Genomic DNA, 17,900 nt, shown 5'->3' on the forward strand with positions numbered 1-17,900 from the left:
TTTTAGTTTTAATGGATTAGTAGTTGTTTAGTATACTAACTTATCAAAATGTTACTGATTTTGGCATAATAATTTAAAATGCCATAAAAATGAGACATAAAAAAAGCCACCCTGAGGTGGCTTTTCTAGCTGACTACCAGAGGTTAGTCAAAATATTCTTTCATTTTTTCAAAGAAACTCTTATCATTCTTTCCTGGCTGAGGTTTGAAGTTAGGGGATTCCCTAAGTTTCTCCAGCATATTTCTTTCTTCCGAAGTTAAAGCTTTCGGCGTCCAGATGTTTACATGGATGATCTCATCACCACGGTGGTAAGAATTGATTTCCGGAATACCTTTGCCTTTCAAACGTAAAAGTTTGCCGCTTTGGGTACCTGGTTCAATTTTGATTTTAGCTTTACCATCAATAGTAGGAACTTCCGCACTGTAACCTAAAGCCGCATCAATGATAGAAACATGTAAGTCGTAAACGACATTGTTTCCTTCGCGTTTCAGGCTTTCATGAGGAATTTCTTCAATCAGGATGATTAAATCACCTGGAATTCCACCTTGAGGCGCTGCATTACCTTTACCACTCATGCTCAGTTGCATTCCATCGCTTACTCCCGCAGGAATATTGATGGTAATGGTTTCTTCACCACGTGTGATGCCTTCGCCATGACAGGAAGTACATTTAGAGGTAATCTGTGAACCGCTACCGTTACAGGTAGGGCAGGTAGAGGTCGTTTGCATTTGTCCCAAAATCGTATTGGTTACTCTGCGCACCGCACCGCTTCCACCACAGGTTTGACAAGTGCTTACCGAATTACGGTCTTTAGCACCTGAACCATCACAGGTTTTACAGCTAACTTGTTTGTTAACTTTGATTTTCTTTTCTACACCGTTGGCGATTTCTTCCAGGGTTAGTTTTACTTTAATGCGCAGGTTGGTTCCCTTCGCTACACGTCGGCCACCACCACGAGATTGCTGACCGCCGCCGCCGCCAAAGAAGCTATCAAATGGGCTGCCGCCACCACCACCGAAGATGTCTCCAAACTGACTGAAGATATCTTCCATGTTCATGCCGCCACCACCATAGCCGCCACCGCCGCCAGAAGCACCACCAACACCCGCATGTCCGTAATGGTCATAGCGTTGTTTTTTCTCCGGATTACTTAAAATCTCGTAAGCTTCGGCTGCTTCCTTAAACTTATCCTCTGCTGATTTATCATCCGGATTTTTATCCGGGTGAAACTTAATGGCTAACTTACGATAAGCCTTTTTAATCTCTTCAGCAGTTGAACCCTTGGACACGCCAAGCACAACATAATAATCTCTCTTGCTCATAAAATATTAACTCCCTACAACGACTTTTGCAAAGCGTATAACTTTGTCGTTTAAAGTGTATCCTTTTTCTAATTCGTCCATCACTTTTCCTTTTAACTCCTCAGGAGCAGGAATATTAGTTATTGCCTCATGAAGGTCTGTATCAAATGTCGTATGTAACGTCTCCATTTCTTTCAGTCCTTTCTGGTTCAATGTGCTTTTTAATTTATGGTGAACCAATGCCAGACCCTCAAGGATCGGTGCAACGTCAGTAGCACCTTGCATTGCTTTGTTGGCACGATCAAAATCGTCCAATACAGGAAGCATAGAGACAATTACGTCTTTACCTGCAGTTTTTAAAAGCTCTGCACGTTCTTTTTGAGTACGACGTTTGTAGTTGTCGAACTCTGCGAATAAGCGCAGGTATTTATCATTTAAAGCTGCAACTTCCTGTTGTAGTTTTTCTTCAACGGAAAGCTCTGGTTGTACTTCTTCCGGTGTTGAATCGGCATCTGCACTTTCTTCGGCTTGCACGTTGGTTACCTGCTCATCAGCAGTATTTCCCATAATAGGATCTTCGATGTCGTTTTTTTTCTTCTTGCTAAACATGGTATAGTAGAATTTTTGGATTCAAACTCAAAAGGTTTGCCAATGAATGATATCAGCCATACTGTCAGTTTTCAAATGAAAAGACTGACTAGAATGGCTGAATAATAATAATTTGTCAGAATATGGTTACACAATTTGTGCATCCTCATGCACGATACCACCTTCACATTTTATGATTCTTGAAGGTAAAGTACGGATGATATGGTAGTCGTGAGTCGCCATTAATACGGCCGTTCCTCCCTGACTGATTTGTTTCAGTAACATCACGATTTCTTCGGAAGTATCCGGATCAAGGTTTCCTGTAGGCTCATCCGCCAGGATAATCTCCGGATTATTCAGTAGAGCACGCGCAATAACCACACGTTGCTGCTCTCCACCGGAAAGCTCATGCGGCATTTTTCTGATCTTAGAACGTAAGCCCACTTTTTCCAGTACGTCTTTAATACGCTCCTGAATTAGTGCCGCATCTTTCCATCCGGTTGCTTTTAAGACAAACTCTAAGTTCTTTTCTACCGTTCTATCGGTTAGCAGCTGGAAATCCTGGAACACAATGCCCAGTTTTCTACGTAAATAAGGCACGTCTTTAATCGCCAGATTCTTTAAATCAAAACCAGCGATCTGCCCTTCACCGTTTCCGATATGCAGATCGCCATAAATGATTTTCAGTAAACTACTTTTACCAGAACCGGTCTGACCGATCAGGAAAACGAACTCTCCCTTATCCACATTCAGATTTACATCAGATAAGACCAGGTGTTTCTGCTGGAACACATCTACGTTCTTTAAATTTATAACTGCGTTTTCTGTCATGTTTAAATATCTAATTTAGCAATTTGTCCAAAGGGCAAATCGTTCACAAAATTCATTATAGCCGTTAATTTCTCGCCTAAACCGAGTTTTTCCAGGGACTTCTCAGGCCTGTCTACCCTAAAATACGCCAATAGCGTGAACTTTTCGTCCCGCAACTGTACATAGTCTGGGATTTTGGCAATGCCTTTAACTTTGATTACATACATTTTGTTCAAAAATAGTATTTCAAAATGAGAAATGAAGGGGCCAGCCCTAATTTTAGCGTTACAAGAATCAGACCTTTATATCTGGTTCAGGAATTCAATGGTGTTTACATTGTCTGCATAATCCCATAATTTAGGTGCCTGACTTTGCCCTGGTGCCAAAACAGTAGTATTTAGCTTTAAATCAGCCTTAGAAATCACGCATTGGATGTTTTCTTCTTCTTTAGTTAGTCTTTCCTGAACCTCTTCGAGGTTTTTGTAGCGCTCGTAAAACAGGACAGCCAAAGGCGATACCATATTGGTGTCTTCTTTCAGCAACAGGAATCCATTGTCGAAATGCGTAGCTGCATTGACCAGGTAAATAGATTTGTTATAATCGTAATTGTTGTTGTATTTGAAATGGTTGATGATGTCCTGGTAACCTTCAATCGGCTCATAGAAATCCTTAATGTCGTAATCTTCCGGAATGAAAAGTTTAGATACATTTCTGCAACCTAATCCGAAGTAATCAAAAATATCATGACCTAACATGGTGATTTCTTCCCTGCTTTCTTTGCCGGTTAAGACCGCTACACTATTTCTGTTTTTTCTAATGATATTAGGTACTTTACTGAAATAGTAATCGAAATATCGGGAAGTATTGTTACTGCCGGTCGCAATTACTGCATCAAAATCTTTCAGTCTTTCTATATAAACGATTTGATCTGCCAGTAACGGTTCAAATTCAACCAGTCTTTGCAGTAGGGCAGGTAACAACTTGTCATCTGAACCGGAAAGTTTGATTAATGCAATATTTCCGGTAGCCAGTACAGAAATTACATCATGAAAACCAACCATCGGGATATTCCCCGCTAAGATTAAACCGACTCTTTTTGGCGTCTCGCTAACCTTGATCGATTTGAACCAGGTTTCAATATCCTCGTCGTTGAGCATGTGATGCAACGCTTTTAAGGCTTTTTCTACTTCCTCAACGGTGAACCAGGCATTGCTGTTTGGTGCTGCTAAAATTAAATTTTTAAAGTCAGGATCGGGATTGGCTGTAAATTGACCAAGCTTTTTGAGTGCAATTTTGAGTTTTTCAGCAGTAAGGATTGCCATATTCCAATTATTTTAAAGTTTATGTGTTATATTTGCCTTGCAAAGGTAACCTTAGCATTAGAATTAGACGAAGACATGGCTATTAAAATAACAGACGAATGTATTAACTGTGGAGCATGTGAGCCTGAATGCCCAAATAATGCAATTTATGACGCAGGCACAGCCTGGAGATTCTCTGATGGAACCAATTTAAATGGTATCATTGATTTCGGCGGTAAAGAAGTGGACTCAGAAGCAGCTATGGAAGCTGGTTCGGACGAAGTTTATTATATCGTTTCCGATAAATGTACAGAGTGTAAAGGCTTTCATGATGAACCTCAATGTGCGGCAGTTTGCCCGGTAGATTGCTGTGTTGATGATGAAGACGTGCGTGAAACTGAAGAAGAGCTATTGGCTAAAAAGGCCTGGTTACATCAGGAAAACTAAGAACAGAAGTATTGAAAAATATAAAGGACGCTTTTGGCGTCCTTTTTTTATGCTTAATCTTTATCTTCAAATTTATTGGGAACGATCAGTACCGGACAGGCGGATTTTCTGGCTACGTGTTCTGCAACACTTCCCATTAAGAAATGGTAAAGACCAGTTCGGCCGTAAGTACCGATCACAATCAGGTTAGAACCCCATTCGTCGGATTGCTGAATGATGCCATGTGCGGCATTGTCAATCACACTTAAATAAGTGGTTGGAATCCCCAGGCTATATTTAGACTCTATTTCTTTCAATAGCATATTGCTATTCTCTTCACTGTTGTCGTAAGTCTCCAGAAACACAGGAGCAAGCGTCAGATCCGGGTTGATATTGGCCGGAATCGGTTCTATAATGTTAACCAGCGCAACTTCTGCACCAAATGTTTTCGCGATTTCATACCCTGTCTTGGCCGCCTTTTCGGAGCAGGTACTATTGTCGACAGCAATTAAAATCTTTTTAAGGTTCATGGTCTTACAATTTAATGGTTATACTATTAAGACATCTTTTTAAGGTAAATTGTTTGGTTAGCTAAAGTTATATCCTGTTGTGGATTTCCTGAAAAAGGAAATTCTACTGCCTAATATATAGATTTCCAATGGCTTTATGGAAACTCATCACGTAATTTCTATTCTTCATTTTATTGGCTATCTTTCCTTATCAATTAACGTACTCCATGAATTTCAGAATTTTCTCCATTGCCCTGCTTGCGGGTTCTTGCCTGTTAAATCCCGCTTTGTATGCTCAGAATAACGCAGCGAAACTGCAAACTTACTTCGATACGATTTATGCTCAGAAGAATTTAAATGGCTGCATTTTAATAGCCGAAGAGGGGAAGCCGGTTTTTAGCAAAGCTTATGGCTATGCTGATGAGCAGCAAAACCACCTGTTGAACACGGAAACGGCTTTTGAATTGGCTTCGGTTTCCAAAATGTTTACCGCAATGGCGATTATGCAGTTGCAGGAAAAAGGAAAGCTTAATTATGAGGATAGCATAAAGCAGTATTTTCCGGAATTGGATTATCCAAGGGTAACGATTAGGAATCTATTAACACATACCTCAGGTGTTCCTGAATTTTTAGGGTTTTCAGCCAATGATTTAGCTATTAACAAGGTGAACTTTAATACGGATATCATTGAAAAACTAGCAAGTAGTAAACTTAAACCGATTTTTAAACCAGGTGTAGCCTGTAGTTATTCCAATACTAACTATTTGCTGCTTGCGACTATCGTAGAAAAGATATCTGGTCAGTCCTTTGCTGCTTATATGAAAAAGCATGTATTTCTTCCGGTGGGCATGCTACACACGGAAGTTTATTCCAGACTAACCACTCCAAAAAAGATCCTCAATTACGCCAGTGATGAAGTTTGGGATGCTGCGATAAATAGTTATGTTAAAACGGATGATCTTAAAAGTGACATGACGAATTATTTGGACGGCGTAAATGGACCATATGGCATCAGTAGTACGATCAATGATCTCTTTAAATGGGATCAGGTATTATATACAGAGAAACTGGTTAGTAAAGAGACTTTTAAAGCGGCTTTTACCCCTACAAAATTAGTGGGATCCGATAAATTTGCGGAGATGATGCCGGGTTGTCCTTTTGGTTTTGGCTGGATGATGAGTCCAGGGGAAGTAATGGGGGAGGAGATGTTCCATACTGGTGGCTTTGGTGGTTATGTTAATCTGATGCTTAGGAATACCAGATTAAAAAGAACCATTATTCTCTTGACAAATTACAGCAATAAGGCAAGTGTTTATCAATTGATGGCTGGAGCTGTTCAACTCCTTGATGGGAAGCAACCTGAGATTCCAGTAAAAGCAGTCATTAAGAAAAGTATCCCAATTGCTGCAGAAAAATTAAAACCCTTAGCTGGTGAATATGTAGTTGACCAGGCTCCGGCACTTAAAATGAAGATCCGTGCAGATGGAAACCATCTTTATGCCCGTTATCATACTCAGGCAGAGGTTCAGATTTATCCGGAGTCTGAGGATAGTTTCTTTTATACCGTAGTACCGGCAAGGATTAAGTTTAGTCTGGACAAAGATGGTAAAACGAAGAAGTTGGTCTTATTTCAGAATGGGGCCGAAATAGGGATGACTCAAAAATTGTAATATGATGGAGTTATTGCTATTTTTATGGCAGTAGTTCAGTGAACATATGGAACAAGAATATGGAATTTGTAGGGTGGCCATCGCGCCGCTAAGGACTGATGCCTCTGATAGGGCCGAAATTAGTTCTCAATTGCTTTTTGGGGATCATGTAGAGATCCTGGAAAAGAAAGAAAACTGGTGGCTGGTTTATAATGCTTTTGATGGTTATGAGGGTTGGATGGATTTCAAACAGCTGGTCATGATTACCCTGGAGCAGTATGTGAACAACCATTCCTGCGACCATGTGGTTCCTGCAGAATTGATGGGAACAGTGATTGATGAGCAGGGTACTAAATATTACCTTTCTCCGGGAAGTAACCTGCCGATGTTAGAAAACGGCTTTTGTACCATTGGAGCAGAAAAATTCGCGGTCATGTTTACGCCTCTAAAAATCACGGCTTTCCATACCCCGGAAGAGCTGATCCAGCATGCACTTTTCTTTTTAAATGCACCTTATTTATGGGGTGGCAGGAATTTATTCGGGATAGATTGTTCGGGATTTGTACAGATTGTATTTAAACTGAACGGTTTTCAATTGAAACGTGACGCCTGGCAGCAGGCAGAGCAAGGAGATGTAGTCGATTTTCTACCAGCCGTGAAACCTGGAGATGTTGCCTTTTTCGACAATACTGAGGGTAAGATCATTCATGTGGGCATCATGCTCAGTGCAGATCGCATTATCCATGCCTCAGGTAAGGTCAGAATCGACCCGATAGATGATCAGGGGATCTATAATGCAGAGTTGGGACGTTATAGTCACCAACTCAGAATCATTAAACGCTTTATTTAAGCTGATTTATTTAAAGGAGTTAATTGCCTTCTATGATGCAGCTGGGTTCACACTTCACCGGAAAGTTGCAGGAATTGGCAATGAAACACATTTTATGTGCCTCCTCATGTAGGGCATTCGCCTTATCCTGATCAATCGCTCTGGTGATGGTAACCACCGGATGTAAGGTAACTTCGGAAAAATAACCACTACCATCTGCGTTTTCCAGCATCGTACCTACGGCATTGTCTTTGTAATCCATCACAATAATATCGTTCTGAGAACACAGGTGAAGGTACCAAAGCATGTGGCAGGAGGATAGGGAAGAAACGAGTAAATCTTCTGGATTGTGTTTGGTTTTATCGCCTAGAAATGCGGAATCTGAAGAACCTGAGATGTCGGCTTTATGGACAATGGAAATCACGTAGCTTCTGTCGAATGAGCGATAGTCCATTGTCCCTGAACCTTTATTTCCTGTCCAGGTGACTGCGGTTTTATATTGGTGTTCTTTTGCCATGATCGGTACTATTTTATACCAATTTAAACATTCTTAGTTTTCTTTCCTCAGTTTTTTGAAAGTAAATGGCAGTATTCTGATAACCTGTTAGTTAAAATCCCAAACCATCACTTGCCTGTCGTCTCCGGTAGAAATCAGGTATTTCCCATCGGTACTCCAAATCAGTTTATTGATCGAATGGAAGTGTCCTTCGGTATTCTTTTCGAGGCTCATTATTTTGTACAATTTGAAATCGGTACTGCCCCAGATTTTAATGCCTTTATCCTGACTACAGGTCGCAAAATAGGGCTTGGTAGGATGAAAGGCAATGGCGTAGATACTGAACATGTGTGCAGCAATGCTATTGATCAGTTCATAACCAGGCAGGCTCCATACTTTTAACTGTGCATCGCGGCTTCCCGAAATCAGATAATCTCCGGTAGGGGAGTATTGCAGGGCGGTAACAGGGTGGGTATGCGCTTTAAGTTCTTTAAGAAGGCTGTAATCCTCTGTATTGTAGATTCTGATGAGGCCATCTTTGGCACCCAATGCCATTTCTTTCTCATCATTACTCAAGGCAATGACTCTGACCGTTTGAGGAATCACCTCGAAATGATACAATAAAGAGAAGTCTGCTAAAGACCATACGGCAAGGGTTCCATCTTCTCCGGTACTCAGCAATTCATTTTTATAAGTAATGGTCTTGAGGTCGAACACCCCTTTCTGATGGAAGTTTAAAGTGGTAATTACTTTTTCTTCCTCCAGGTTGAAGACCAGGATGGAGCCACTACGTTGCGCAATGAATAACAAGTTGCCGAAGCGGTGCAAAGCATAGACAGAGCTTTGCACCGGTACAAGCACTTTTACAAAACCCATCGTTTCCAGCGACCATTGTACTACGCCTTTGTCATTACCGGCACTAAAAAAGGTATCTTTTTCAGGCGCATTCGCTAAGGCATAAATTGGGTTCTGGTGTCCGTTTAGGGTATGTAAGTGTTTCAGCATGATAATTTTATTTACGGTGTCTTTTTTCTAGGTTCTGCGCAATCTCCGTTAAGCTTTTTCCTTTTTCTTTCAGCAGGACTAAAAGGTGGAAAATCAGGTCGGAACTTTCATTGACAAAATCTTCATCGGTTTCATTTAAAGCAGCAATCACGGTTTCAACACCTTCTTCACCTACTTTTTGGGCAATTTTGTTCAGTCCTTTCTGACGAAGTTTGTTGACATAAGACTCTTCTGAAGGGTTTTCGTACCTGTCGGAGATAATGCTTTCCAGTTCAAAAAGGAAGTTTTGATTGTAGTCGGTTTTAAAGCAGCTTCTGCTTCCGGTATGGCAGGTTGGGCCTACCGGACTTGCTTTAATCAAAATCGTATCGCGGTCGCAATCAATATGCGTGTCTTTTACGAAAAGGAAATTACCACTTTCTTCACCTTTAGTCCAGAGGCGGTTTTTAGACCTGGAAAAGAAGGTTACTTTGCCTTCTTCCTGAGTTTTTGTCCAGGCCTCCTGGTTCATATAACCCAGCATTAAAACTTCCAGTGTCTGGTCGTCCTGAATGATGACAGGAACCAGTCCGTCTGTTTTTTCAAAATCTATATTCATAACCTTACAGGTATATTGTGGTATTTTAATTTTTGTTTCAGGTCGGGGATAGGAATCTCACCGAAGTGAAATACCGAAGCCGCAAGGGCTGCATCGACGCCTGTTTTTTCAAATACTTCTATGAAATGTTCTACCGTTCCGGCACCTCCGGAGGCAATCACAGGGATGTTGATCATTTGAGTGATGGTTTTCAATAAGCCACAGTCAAACCCTTGTTTTGTCCCGTCATGGTCCATAGAGGTGAGCAGGATTTCTCCGGCACCCATACTTTCCGCCTGGCGGATCCAGTTTTCAGTTTCCAGTTCGGTGATTAACCGGCCACCGTTCAGGTGAACGCGGTTTTTACCTTCCACCAATTTGGTGTCTACGGCCACCACTACAAATTGAACGCCAAATGCAGCAGCCAGTTCTTCAATTAAAGCAGGGTTTTTGACCGCTGCTGAATTGATGCTGATCTTGTCTGCACCTGCGTTTAACAGGGCTTCTGCATCCTGAATCGTGGTAATTCCGCCGCCAATGGTAAAAGGGATATTCAGCTGACGGGCAACTGATTTCACCATTTCTATCATCGTTTTACGACGTTCGTGGGTAGCGGTAATGTCCAGAAATACGAGTTCATCGGCACCTTGCTGTGCATATTGCCAGGCCAGTTCTACCGGATCTCCCGCGTCTTTAAGGTCTACAAAGTTGACCCCTTTAACCGTTCTGCCATCTTTAACATCCAGGCATGGAATGATACGTTTACTTAGCATCGGCCTAAAGAGAAGTCATTTGCTTTAAATTCCATTCTTTGATCTCCTCAATGGTAATTCTGTTTTCATAAATGGCTTTACCCACTACTACAGAACGGATGTCTAATTTCGCAAGCTCTTCAATATCTGCCATCGAACTTACACCGCCCGAAGCGATCAGTTTAATGAATGGAGAATGCTCCAATAGTTTTTTATAGAGGTCTACAGCGGCTCCGCCTAGTTTTCCGTCTTTGTTGATGTCGGTACAAAGGAATCTGAAAAAGCCCAGTTGCAGACATTTATCCACGTAATCCATTAATTTGATTGGTGAACTTTCCATCCAGCCAGAATATTTGATCACTTCATCCAACACATCAATCGCAACCACGATTCTGTTGGCATAATCATATTTCTTGCCTACTTCCTGACTTAATTCCGAAAGGAAATCAGGGTTAGTAATGGCTTGTGTACCTACGATAACGCGGTGAATTCCAGCATCCAATAGGTCTGTAACCTGTTGGATGGTGCGTACTCCGCCTCCGTATTGTACACGCATATCAGTTTTACTGATGATTTCAAACAATGCTTTCTGGTTACTGAAATCTCCTTTAGCACCGTTTAGGTCAATAATATGTATGAATTCTGTACCGTTAGAACGGTATGTTTCGATCATTTCAGCGATAGAAACATCATATTCAGTTTTCTGGTTATAGTCACCTTCTCTAAGGCGAACGACTTTACCATCTAAAATATCAATAGCAGGAATGATGTACATTTTATTGTTTTAAGTTTGAGAAATTCTTTAATATCTGTTCGCCGGCGCTCCCGGATTTTTCCGGGTGGAACTGAACGCCATAGAAGTTGTCTTTTTGTATCGCAGCAGAAAATGGCGTACCATAATTTGCTGTGGCAATATCAAAAATAGGGTTATATTCAATAAAGTACGAATGCACAAAGTAAAATTGTGTCCCATTAGTAACCCCTTCAAATAATGGATTGTTTTTATGTTCGATATTATTCCATCCCATGTGTGGGATTTTAATACCCTGGTTTTTGTCGAACAACCTGGTTTTTAAAGGGAAGATGCCCATTAATGTCGCGTCTCCTTCTTCTGAATGGCTGGTTAGTAACTGCATACCTACACAGATCCCAAGCACCGGTTTTTTAAGCGCTTTAATGGGCGCTACCAGTCCGGTTTGTTCCAGTTTTTTCATGGCTGCACCAGCATGGCCAACCCCTGGAATGATGATATGGGTATATTTATCCAGATCTTCTTCCGTGTTCACCATCCCATAGTTCAGGTTTTGTCTTTCCAATGCGGAGCTGAGTGAAAAGATGTTGCCTGCGCCGTAGTTTACAATTCCAATCATTACAATACGCCTTTAGTACTCGGTAAGACTAACTTTTCTGCATCGCGTTTAATCGCCATTTTGATGGCTTTAGCGAAAGCTTTAAAGATAGCTTCAATTTTATGGTGTTCATTTTCGCCTTCTGCCTTGATGTTCAGGTTACATTTTGCAGCATCACTAAAGGATTTGAAGAAGTGATAAAACATTTCTGTAGGCATATCACCAACTTTTTCACGCTTAAATTCCGCGTCCCAAACGATCCATGCTCTGCCGCCAAAATCGATAGCCGCCTGTGCTAAACAATCGTCCATCGGTAAGCAGAAACCGTAGCGCTCCAAACCTAATTTATTGCCGATTGCTTTGGCAAATGCCTCGCCAAGGGCGATTCCGGTATCTTCAATGGTATGGTGCTCATCGATATGAAGGTCGCCATTGGTTTTAATTTTCAGGTCGATACTGCCATGACGGGCGATCTGGTCCAGCATGTGGTCAAAGAAGTTTAATCCTGTAGAGATTTCTGCTTTGCCGGTGCCATCCAGATCAATATCGATGCTGATCTTCGTTTCATTGGTATTTCTTTCATGGTGAATGGTCCGTGTTCCGGCTTTCAACATGGTGTAAATATCTTCCCAGTTTTGAGTTTTTAACGCAATATGCTCGTTAAGGGCCTCAATTTTATCCAGATTTTCATTGGCACCTAATTGCATATTATTGCAAAGCCAAATGGCTTTTGCACCCAGATTTTTCGCCAGAATGATGTCATTGATGCGATCACCAATCACAAAAGAGTTTTCCAGGTCGTAATCTCCGTTTAGGAAATGCTGCAATAAACCGATGTTAGGTTTACGCGTCGGGGCATTTTGATGGGCAAAAGTTTTGTCGATGATCACCTCATTGAAGACTACGCCTTCATTGGCAAATGTGTTCATTACAAAGTTGTGTACCGGCCAGAAGTTAGCTTCGGGGTGGGAATCTGTTCCCAATCCATCCTGGTTGGTCACCATTACCAATTCAAAATCCAGCTCTTTGGCTATTTTTGAAAGGTAATAAAGAGAGCGTGGGTAGAATTCCAGTTTCTCAAAAGAGTCGATCTGCTCATCAGGTGGTTCATTAATGAGGGTGCCATCTCTGTCAATAAATAATACTTGTTTCATGTTTTATTAGTTAAGCGCTTTTAAAGCTGCCAGAAGGATTTCGTTTTCTTGTGGGGTTCCTATCGTGATTCTAAGGCAGCCCTCACATAAAGTTACTTTAGAACGGTCTCTCACGATGATGCCCTGGTTTACTAAAGCGTCGTAAGTTTTCAACGCATCAATGACTTCAATTAGTATGAAATTGGCATCAGAAGCATGAACTTTTTTAACGATTGGTAAATCGATCAGTGCTTCGCTCAGGTTTTCTCTTTCTGAGACGGTAATTTTAATCCACTCATTTACCTGGGCGATGTTTTCCAAAGCTTTCAAAGCAAGATCCTGAGTGGCCTGATTGATGTTGTAAGGCGGTTTTACTTTATTGAGGATGTCGATAACCGGACGGGCAGCAAATGCCATTCCTAAGCGTAATGCGGCAAGACCCCATGCTTTAGAAAAGGTTTGTAAAATAACCAGGTTAGGGTATTCTGTGAGCTCCTTAATAAAAGTGCGTTGTTTCGCGTAGTTGATATAAGCCTCATCAATGATCACCAATCCCTGGAAGTTAGCCAGGACCGTTTCGATATCTGTGCGGATAATAGAATTTCCGGTTGGATTATTTGGTGAACAGATGAAGATCAGTTTCGTGTTTTCATCAATTGCTTCTGCAATTTTCTCCAGGTCTAACTGGTAATTTGGTAGCAGGTTTACTTTTCTGGCCTCTACATTGTTGATGTTGGCAGAAACTTCATACATCCCATAAGTTGGTGGAAGGATGATCACATTGTCTTTTCCAGGCTCACAAAAAGCGCGGAACAATAAGTCTATGGCTTCATCGCTGCCATTTCCAAGGAAAGTATTTTCAATGGGTACACCTTTGATTTTGCTGATGGCATCTTTAAGATCCAGTTGCAATGGATCCGGGTATCTGTTAAAGTTGACATCTAATGGAGAACCGTATCCGTTCTCATTGGCATCTAAAAATACACTGGCCTGTCCTTTATATTCATCTCTTGCGGTAGAATATGGTTTCAGATTTTTGATGTTTTCTCTTTGGAGGTTATTGATATCCATCTTTATGATTTTAAACGAATAGTGATTGCATTTTTGTGCGCTTGCAGACCTTCTGCTGCGGCTAATACTTCAACGGTGTTGCCAATATTGGCTAATCCTTGTTCCGTGATGTGTTGAAAGGTGATTTTTTTAAGGAAAGAATCCAGAGATACGCCAGAGTACGCTTTCGCGAAACCGCTGGTAGGTAAGGTATGGTTAGTTCCTGAGGCATAATCACCGGCACTTTCGGGAGTCAGGTTACCTAGAAATACGGAACCTGCATTCTCAATCAGGGGGATCAGTTGCTCAAATTTAGCGCTGGCTAAGATGAGGTGTTCCGGTGCATATTCATTGCTAAATTCCATAGCCTGTTCCAGGTTCTCTACCAATACGACATAAGAATTGGCGATCGCTTTTTCGGTAACGTCTTTTCTGGGAAGTATAGCAATCTGCGCTTCAATTTGTTTTAACGTTTCGGTCACTATTTCCTTTGAAGTAGCTACTAAAATCGCCTGACTATCGGCGCCATGCTCTGCCTGAGCCAGCAAATCGGAGGCAATGAAAGCTGGGTTTGCACTTTCATCCGCAATGACTAAAACTTCTGAAGGCCCCGCAGGCATATCAATTGCCATCATGCTGCTGGATTGGATCAGTTGTTTTGCCTGGGTTACGTAACGGTTCCCCGGACCAAAGATCTTGTAAACTTTAGGCACGCTTTCCGTTCCATAAGCCATGGCCGCAACAGCTTGTGCGCCGCCAATCATATATATTCTTTTGATACCAAGCTTTAGGGCACAGTAAGCAAGGTAGCAATTGGTTTTTCCGTCTTTTTGAGGAGGGGAGCAGACTACAATTTCTTTACATCCTGCCAATACAGCGGGGATACCAAGCATCAGAAAGGTGCTGGGTAAAACTGCCGATCCGCCGGGAATGTATAATCCCACACGGCCGATTGGTCTGGATTCCCGCCAGCAGGTTACGCCGGGCATGGTTTCCAACTTATCTTCTGTGTTGGCCTGGGCCGCGTGAAAGGCCCTGATATTGGCATAAGCAGTATCAATGGCGGCTTTTTCTGCTGCCGGAATCGTAGCCGCAATACTTTCAATTTCGGCTTCCGAAAGGTATAATTCCGTTAAGGCTACCTGATCAAATTGCTGCGCATAATCGATCAATGCAGCATCTCCGCGGGTTTTTACCTGCTCAATGATTTGAGTTACACGATCCAGAATAGAACTGTCGTCTTCCAGCTGTCTTAAACAGAGGTTTTTGATTTCCTGTTCAGTTAAATCTTTATAACTATAGATTTTCATCAAAGTATATTTTAAGGGTTATGAAACGATCATCAGCATGATGGTTTCCATATGATTAGTTTTTAAGCGGAGCTTAAGCGATGATTTTCTCAATTGGCATCACTACAATTCCCTGAGCACCGGCAGCTTTCAGGCTGTTGATCTTTTCCCAGAAATCGTGTTCTGCAATTACAGAATGAACGGCAACCCATTCTTCATCAAACAAAGGAACTACTGTTGGACTTTTCACACCCGGTAATAAATCAACTACTTTTTTCAGGTTGATTTTCGCTACGTTCAAGACCACATATTTGGTTTCTTTAGCGCGTAACACTGAAAGTATTCTTTGTAATAGCTCCTGAACTTCAGGAAGTAGCTCAGAACCTTTGCTTCCAATAAGGATCGCTTCAGATTTCATCACTTCCGAGAATGGTTTTAAACCATTGCTCTTTAAAGTACCACCAGTAGATACGATATCGCAGATGGCATCGCTCAATCCTAAACCAGGACCGATTTCTACAGAACCGGAAATGGTTCTTACTTCTGCATTGACATGATTTTCTTTCAGGTATTTTTCTAAGATGACCGGGTAAGAAGTCGCGATGGCTTTACCTTCTAATTGTGCGATCTCTGTGATTCTGCTTTCGTTTGGAATGGCAATTTTTAAAGTGCATTTTCCAAAGCCTAAACGTTGGAGATAAGATACATCTGCGCCAGCTTCTACAATGACGTTTTCGCCAACAATACCTAAATCGGCAATGCCATCCTGAACATATTCCGGAATATCATCATCTCTCAGGAAAAGAATCTCTAAAGGGAAATTAGTAACGGTGGATATTAGGGAACTTTTGTAGTTTTCGAATGATAAACCACAATTTTTAAGAATTTCTACTGACTTTTCGTTTAATCTACCAGATTTCTGGATAGCTATTTTAAGTGTTTTCAATTATGCTATAGTTGAATTTGTTGAAAATTGGACAAGAAGGTAATTCGGAAACAAGTTTTGAAGTACAAAACATTACATATACATCGCCGACAGGCGATGGTGCAAATGTAAGTGATGGTTCAAAATTAGTGTCATAATTATTTTTAAGTCCTTAATCAACAAGTATTAGCATGCTGTGGAACTGCAAATATATAGATTGAAAGCACAAATCAAAATATATATGGCATTTAATTTGCCTAATTCAGTTTGATAATGACAATTAACATCTAGTTTTGTAAAAAAAATACCACATTGAAAAAAATACTGTTCCTTTTAATCCCGTTCTGTCTACTATTAAACGCCTGTTCCTGGTTTAAGGATACGCCGGAGATTGGTTTAGTGCTATCTAAGCATTTTGACAAAAAACTTTACAAAGATTTTGATACCGCTGAATATAATGTAGTCTTTAAGCAACGTTTTGATGCTTTGAAAGGAAAATTAACCAATCCAAATACGATTAAAAACTTTTATGCGAGCCATAATGAGGAGCCACGTCTGGTGACTCAGTTTTTCATTACCGGCGGATTGGATACCTTAACAGCTTACATCGCAAGGGTAGATGCCCATGGTTACAATCCGGAGCTTTTCCGTTTGGAAGAATTGAAAAAGGCTTTACAAGCCCTTTCTGTTAATCAATTTAAAACCATTCAGGAAGTTTATCCTGTCCTGGCAGACTTAGAACTGAATGCTGCGGAAAGCTTAACGAAGTATGATAATTTTGTTAGTTACGGCAGTGTAAACCCACGTAAACTGTTCTCCCGTTATTATGTCCCGGTAAAACGCCCGGATAGTGTAAGTATGTCTAAGGTGATGGAAACTAAAGATATCCAGGTTTTACTGAAAGAAATTCAGCCAGCTTCTAAGCAATATTTAGCCTTACAACACAAACTAGCCGATTTAAAATCTGCGGGTTTGGGGAAAAGCGATCAGGCGAAAACGATTCTGGTAAATATGGAACGTTTAAGGTGGAAGTTGCCCGAGATGGGGAATGAGTACGTGGAAGTAAATATCCCTGATTTCTCTTTGACCTGGTTTAGCAAAGAAGATACGCTAAGCCATATGAAAGTTTGCGTAGGCGGAAAGAGAGAAGATGGATACACAGAGAAAATCGCTAAATACCTGAAAAGTGGGAACCTCGATGATAAACCAAAAAACCATGAAACACCGATCTTATATAGTAAGCTGAACTCTATTCAGGTAAATCCGATCTGGAATATTCCAGTGAGTATCGCCAGAAATGAAATCTATTGGATGGCCAGAAAAGATCCTTATTATCTTTCTAACAGCAATATCAATGTGTACCGCAATGGGAAATTGATTGGCGAGCCCGATACCATTCAGTGGAGCAACTACTCGAGAGAGAAATTACCATACCAGTTTAAACAAGGTTCCGGAGATGGGAATGCTTTGGGTAAATTCAAATTTATCTTCGACAATGGTTCCAGTATTTACCTGCACGACACCAATAATAAAAGTGGTTTTGCAAGAGCCAACCGCGCCATCAGTCATGGTTGTATCCGCGTTGAAAAACCTTTAGAATTTGCCCAGAACCTGGTTAAAGATAAAAACCGTTACGATCAGCTCAGGATGGAAGTCAACCTTCCGCCTTTAGACACCACTAAAATGGCTCTGTATCGCAAGAAACTGGCAAAAAAAGCAGATACCGTTAATTTATTTAAGCTAAAACCAACCTGGTTCGGTACCAAAAAGCAGGTTCCATTGATTATCAATTACATTACTGCCTGGTCACAGAACGGTTCAATGCAATATCGGGCAGATGTTTATGGTTTAGATGAAACTTTATGGTCAGCTATGAGGAAATTCATGTAAAAGTTCTACCTTTGGTTTTTA

20 protein-coding genes are annotated in these 17,900 nt (G+C 41.1%); 4 read left to right on the top strand and 16 right to left on the bottom strand.

From position 1 onward, the window contains the following. Positions 1-143: 143 nt before the first annotated feature. The 5 genes from dnaJ to R2Q66_RS12790 form a co-directional block, all read right to left on the bottom strand. On the bottom strand, positions 144-1,322 hold the full coding sequence (dnaJ, locus tag R2Q66_RS12770; RefSeq protein WP_316749522.1) for a molecular chaperone DnaJ: 1,179 nt from the start codon (positions 1,320-1,322) through the stop codon (positions 144-146). A gap of 6 nt (positions 1,323-1,328) precedes the next feature. Beyond that, positions 1,329-1,910 (bottom strand): nucleotide exchange factor GrpE, encoded by a 582-nt coding sequence (locus tag R2Q66_RS12775; RefSeq protein WP_316749524.1) that lies wholly within the window; start codon positions 1,908-1,910, stop codon positions 1,329-1,331. Positions 1,911-2,036: 126 nt separating this feature from the next. Continuing rightward, complete coding sequence (locus R2Q66_RS12780; RefSeq protein ID WP_316749526.1) at positions 2,037-2,720, bottom strand: cell division ATP-binding protein FtsE; 684 nt, start codon at positions 2,718-2,720, stop codon at positions 2,037-2,039. Positions 2,721-2,722: 2 nt separating this feature from the next. Further along, a complete protein-coding gene (locus R2Q66_RS12785) occupies positions 2,723-2,926 on the bottom strand; it encodes a fructose-6-phosphate aldolase (RefSeq protein WP_265841295.1) in 204 nt (67 codons plus the stop codon). Between the two features lie 75 nt (positions 2,927-3,001). Next, positions 3,002-4,021 carry an acyl-CoA reductase gene (locus R2Q66_RS12790; RefSeq protein WP_316749530.1) on the bottom strand — a complete coding sequence of 340 codons (1,020 nt, stop codon included), beginning with the start codon at positions 4,019-4,021 and terminating at the stop codon, positions 3,002-3,004. A gap of 75 nt (positions 4,022-4,096) precedes the next feature. On the opposite strand from R2Q66_RS12790, the gene R2Q66_RS12795 reads away from it, so the two are divergent. Then, positions 4,097-4,447, top strand: coding sequence for a 4Fe-4S dicluster domain-containing protein (locus tag R2Q66_RS12795; protein WP_316749989.1), 351 nt, complete (start codon positions 4,097-4,099; stop codon positions 4,445-4,447). 53 nt (positions 4,448-4,500) lie between these two features. Here R2Q66_RS12795 and R2Q66_RS12800 read toward each other — a convergent pair whose 3' ends face one another. Further along, positions 4,501-4,956, bottom strand: a complete 456-nt coding sequence (locus R2Q66_RS12800; protein WP_265841298.1) for a universal stress protein — start codon at positions 4,954-4,956, stop codon at positions 4,501-4,503. A gap of 206 nt (positions 4,957-5,162) precedes the next feature. Between R2Q66_RS12800 and R2Q66_RS12805 the strand changes: the two genes are divergently transcribed. Continuing rightward, positions 5,163-6,605, top strand: a complete 1,443-nt coding sequence (locus tag R2Q66_RS12805; RefSeq protein WP_316749534.1) for a serine hydrolase — start codon at positions 5,163-5,165, stop codon at positions 6,603-6,605. A gap of 46 nt (positions 6,606-6,651) precedes the next feature. Beyond that, entirely contained in the window at positions 6,652-7,434 is a 783-nt protein-coding gene (locus tag R2Q66_RS12810) for a C40 family peptidase (RefSeq protein ID WP_316749536.1), read from the top strand. A gap of 19 nt (positions 7,435-7,453) precedes the next feature. On the opposite strand, the gene R2Q66_RS12815 is transcribed toward R2Q66_RS12810, so the two are convergent. From R2Q66_RS12815 to hisG, 10 genes are all read right to left on the bottom strand, one after another. Further along, the gene (locus R2Q66_RS12815; protein ID WP_316749538.1) at positions 7,454-7,930 is read right to left on the bottom strand and encodes an OsmC family protein; all 477 of its coding nucleotides are present in this window, start codon (positions 7,928-7,930) and stop codon (positions 7,454-7,456) included. Positions 7,931-8,017: 87 nt separating this feature from the next. Beyond that, on the bottom strand, positions 8,018-8,914 hold the full coding sequence (locus R2Q66_RS12820) for a WD40 repeat domain-containing protein (RefSeq protein WP_316749540.1): 897 nt from the start codon (positions 8,912-8,914) through the stop codon (positions 8,018-8,020). Positions 8,915-8,921: 7 nt separating this feature from the next. Beyond that, positions 8,922-9,512: a bifunctional phosphoribosyl-AMP cyclohydrolase/phosphoribosyl-ATP diphosphatase HisIE gene (gene hisIE, locus R2Q66_RS12825; protein ID WP_316749542.1), complete on the bottom strand. Its 591-nt coding sequence runs from the start codon at positions 9,510-9,512 to the stop codon at positions 8,922-8,924. Then, positions 9,509-10,264, bottom strand: coding sequence for an imidazole glycerol phosphate synthase subunit HisF (gene hisF / locus R2Q66_RS12830; RefSeq protein ID WP_316749544.1), 756 nt, complete (start codon positions 10,262-10,264; stop codon positions 9,509-9,511). Before hisF ends, hisIE begins: the two co-directional genes overlap by 4 nt. A 4-nt stretch (positions 10,265-10,268) precedes the next feature. Continuing rightward, complete coding sequence (gene hisA, locus R2Q66_RS12835; RefSeq protein ID WP_316749546.1) at positions 10,269-11,018, bottom strand: 1-(5-phosphoribosyl)-5-[(5-phosphoribosylamino)methylideneamino]imidazole-4-carboxamide isomerase; 750 nt, start codon at positions 11,016-11,018, stop codon at positions 10,269-10,271. Between the two features lies 1 nt (position 11,019). Then, positions 11,020-11,613 carry an imidazole glycerol phosphate synthase subunit HisH gene (hisH, locus tag R2Q66_RS12840; protein WP_316749548.1) on the bottom strand — a complete coding sequence of 198 codons (594 nt, stop codon included), beginning with the start codon at positions 11,611-11,613 and terminating at the stop codon, positions 11,020-11,022. Further along, a complete protein-coding gene (gene hisB / locus R2Q66_RS12845; RefSeq protein ID WP_316749550.1) occupies positions 11,613-12,746 on the bottom strand; it encodes a bifunctional histidinol-phosphatase/imidazoleglycerol-phosphate dehydratase HisB in 1,134 nt (377 codons plus the stop codon). The genes hisH and hisB overlap by 1 nt, the downstream gene beginning before the upstream one ends. Before the next feature lie 6 nt (positions 12,747-12,752). After that, positions 12,753-13,796 (bottom strand): histidinol-phosphate transaminase, encoded by a 1,044-nt coding sequence (hisC, locus tag R2Q66_RS12850; protein ID WP_316749551.1) that lies wholly within the window; start codon positions 13,794-13,796, stop codon positions 12,753-12,755. A 2-nt stretch (positions 13,797-13,798) separates the two neighbouring features. Beyond that, entirely contained in the window at positions 13,799-15,085 is a 1,287-nt protein-coding gene (gene hisD / locus R2Q66_RS12855; RefSeq protein WP_316749552.1) for a histidinol dehydrogenase, read from the bottom strand. Positions 15,086-15,158: 73 nt separating this feature from the next. After that, positions 15,159-16,010, bottom strand: a complete 852-nt coding sequence (gene hisG / locus R2Q66_RS12860) for an ATP phosphoribosyltransferase (RefSeq protein WP_316749554.1) — start codon at positions 16,008-16,010, stop codon at positions 15,159-15,161. Between the two features lie 291 nt (positions 16,011-16,301). On the opposite strand from hisG, the gene R2Q66_RS12865 reads away from it, so the two are divergent. After that, the gene (locus R2Q66_RS12865; protein ID WP_316749556.1) at positions 16,302-17,879 is read left to right on the top strand and encodes a L,D-transpeptidase family protein; all 1,578 of its coding nucleotides are present in this window, start codon (positions 16,302-16,304) and stop codon (positions 17,877-17,879) included. Positions 17,880-17,900 lie beyond the last annotated feature (21 nt).

The organism is Pedobacter gandavensis (genome assembly GCF_032677645.1).
GTDB classification, from domain to species: domain Bacteria; phylum Bacteroidota; class Bacteroidia; order Sphingobacteriales; family Sphingobacteriaceae; genus Pedobacter; species Pedobacter gandavensis_A.